Origin of the sequence: uncultured Veillonella sp., assembly GCF_938010505.1 — a bacterium.
Lineage (GTDB): Bacteria > Bacillota > Negativicutes > Veillonellales > Veillonellaceae > Veillonella.
In genome coordinates this window covers 1-2925 of sequence record NZ_CALLVP010000112.1, presented here as the reverse complement: position 1 = coordinate 2925, position 2925 = coordinate 1, and the positions used below count along the sequence as shown (strand labels likewise).

Genomic DNA, 2925 nt, shown 5'->3' with positions numbered 1-2925 from the left:
CGGTGCTCATGACAGGCCCTGCTGAGGAAGTCTTCGAAACAGAACTTCCTATCGACTAAGATGAAATGGTTACAACTTATATTAAATGCGTTCCTAAGATACCAACAAGGTCGCACACTTATGCCACGGAATATAGAGCCCCTCTTAGGACTACTTACATCCATTCTCTTCATCCTCATTGCTGTAGCCAATAGCATCGCCATTGGTTACGCCTTGATTGTCGTATGGTGCATTATGGCCTTTGTATTTTATCGCAAAGGATATCAACCAAAGGAACTATTAAACCTATCGTGGACAGGTGCTAAAACGTCCATCGTGGTGATGCAAATCTTTCTTCTCATCGGTTGGCTCATCGCCATGTGGCAAGCAGCGGGCATTATCCCTATGCTCATCGCCACAAGCATCGACTTAATTAATCCGTCCATCTTCATCGTCTGTGCCTTTTTAATAACAGCTGCAGTAAGCATGCTGTTAGGCACCGCACTAGGAACTGTAGGCACAATAGGCATCGTACTCATCACGATGGCAAGAGCTGGGAGTATTCCAGAAAATATCGTAGCCGGTGCCATTATTGCAGGTGCTTACTTTGGTGATCGAAACGGGCCACTATCCTCTAGTGCGTCTCTCGTAGCAGCCTTGACCCATACAAAGGTATCGACGAATATTCCCATCATATTTAAAGATGGTATTCCCGCACTCATCATCTCTACAGTGCTGTATCTATTACTATCTCAGTGGTACCCACTCAATTACGAAAATAGTTTACTATCCGATACAATTCACTTTATTTTCAACATCGATTGGACATTATGGATTCCAGTCATCATCGTCATTGGTCTATTGCCTTTGAAAGTATCTATCCGTTGGCCTATCGGACTCAGTGCATTAGCAGCGGCCATTCTAGCTTATACAAATCAAGGAGCCACCATTTCTGAGTTGGGATGGTATACCTTAACAGGCTTTGAACTACCACACTACAATCCACTAGTTGATATCATTCATGGCGGCGGTCTACAAACGATGTTTATCCCTACCCTTTCGATTTTCATGGCTACTGCCATTTCAGGCATGCTTGAAGGGGTTGGCTTCTGGAACGACATACGACAACTGTTAGAACGAGCTAAAACACGGAGCGATGTATTTGCTGCCAATGTAGGTCTTGCCTTTTTAACAGGTGCGGTTGGATGCAGCCAAGCTATTGCGGTAGTTATGACGCACTCTATTATGCGTATTACCTACGCTCAACGGGGTATTCAAGACGAAGATGTGATGCTAGACTTTGAAAATAGCGGCATTCTCATCGCTCCATTACAACCGTGGAATATCGCTGCCTACGTGCCCGTTGTCATGATGGGTACAAGTTCAGCAGGTTACGTACCATTTGCCTTCTTCCTATATCTACTACCACTCATCTATTGGTTACGATTACGGAAGCAAGATCAACCGATCATACGCTAATTAGTATTATCTCAAAAGGGGAAATTGTATGATTTACACTATTACCTTTAACCCAGCTCTCGATTATATTGTGCGCCTTGATCACCTCAAGACGGGTACTATTAATCGTACCACCCAAGAATATGTTCTCGGTGGAGGCAAAGGTATCAACGTATCTATCGTGCTCAATAATCTTGGCATGGATACGACAGCACTTGGCTTCATCGCAGGGTTTACAGGCGAAGAAATCGTAACACAACTCAAGAAATTCGGCGTGAAAGAAGATTTCATCCGACTTCGCGAAGGATTAACCCGCATCAATGTTAAAGTAAAAGCATCTTATGAGGAAACAGAGATTAACGGCCGCGGTCCAATCATCGGTGCCGACGAATTAGAGGCTCTATACAAACAACTCGATACGTTAACCGAAAAGGACACCTTAATCCTTGCGGGGAGCATTCCTTCTAGTCTACCAAGCGATATGTACGAACTCATTATGGATCGCTTACAACATAAAAACATCCGCATCGTAGTAGATGCTACAAAAGATCTACTCACAAAAGTCTTGCCTTATAAACCATTCTTAATTAAGCCAAATAATCACGAGCTTAGCGAAATCTTTGGTCGCACTCTCGCCACAAAAGATGACCTTGTAGAAGCTGCCAAAACATTGCAAGAAAAAGGTGCTCAACACGTGCTCATCTCCATGGCTGGTGATGGAGCTATCTTGGTCGCTGCTGACGGCACTGTATACACGAGTCCTGCCCCTAAAGGCATACTCGTAAATTCCGTAGGCGCTGGCGATTCCATGGTCGCTGGCTTTATTACGGGCTATGAAAAGACAGGTAACTTACAAGAGGCGCTCTACTGGGGCATCTCCAGTGGATCTGCCTCTGCCTACTCTGAAAATCTCGCAACCCTTGAAGAAGTAGAAGCACTACTTTCACAAGTACGAGTTAGCTAGTTTTACATTTTATTTGCATCAAGGAGTACATATATGCAAATCACTGATTTATTAAAACCTCAATCTATTTTGCTGAATGCAGATCCTGTCACAAAGGCTGACGCCATTTATACCTTAGGCGAGTTGATGGAAAAAGGGGGCAACCTCATCGATAAAGGTGAGTACTTAAGAGCTGTCTTTGCTCGTGAAGAGTCAGGTTCTACGGGTCTCGGTGATGGTATCGCCACACCGCATGCTAAATCTGCAGGCGTAAAAGAAGCAGGCCTTGCTGCTATGGTCGTGCCTAACGGTGTAGATTTCGAAGCACTTGATGGTCAACCATCTCGCCTATTCTTCATGATTGCTGCTCCAGAAGGCACAGCTGACACTCATGTAGAGGTATTGAGTCAGTTAGCAACGATGGTGATCGACCCTGATTTCAAAGAAGCCCTCATCGCAGCTCCAACTATAGAACGTTTTTTGGAACTAATAACAGCTAAAGAGCAAGGCAACTTTGATCCATCTGTAGAAGGGTTTATCAAAAC

At 44.3% G+C, this 2925-nt stretch carries 3 protein-coding genes; all 3 read left to right on the top strand.

Annotated elements, in window-relative coordinates:
• Positions 1-120: 120 nt before the first annotated feature.
• Positions 121-1458 (top strand): Na+/H+ antiporter NhaC family protein, encoded by a 1338-nt coding sequence (locus Q0507_RS06935; RefSeq protein WP_298714315.1) that lies wholly within the window; start codon positions 121-123, stop codon positions 1456-1458.
• A gap of 28 nt (positions 1459-1486) precedes the next feature.
• Positions 1487-2401, top strand: a complete 915-nt coding sequence (gene pfkB / locus Q0507_RS06930; protein ID WP_298714312.1) for a 1-phosphofructokinase — start codon at positions 1487-1489, stop codon at positions 2399-2401.
• A 33-nt stretch (positions 2402-2434) separates the two neighbouring features.
• Positions 2435-2925 (top strand): PTS sugar transporter subunit IIA (locus Q0507_RS06925; protein WP_298714309.1); only part of this gene is annotated, 491 nt, incomplete at its 3' end.

Bases quoted from the DNA above. Each gene is read 5' to 3' on its own strand.
- Q0507_RS06935 (WP_298714315.1), top strand. From the start codon at position 121: ATGCCACGGAATATAGAGCCCCTCTTAGGACTACTTACATCCATTCTC.
- pfkB (WP_298714312.1), top strand. From the start codon at position 1,487: ATGATTTACACTATTACCTTTAACCCAGCTCTCGATTATATTGTGCGC.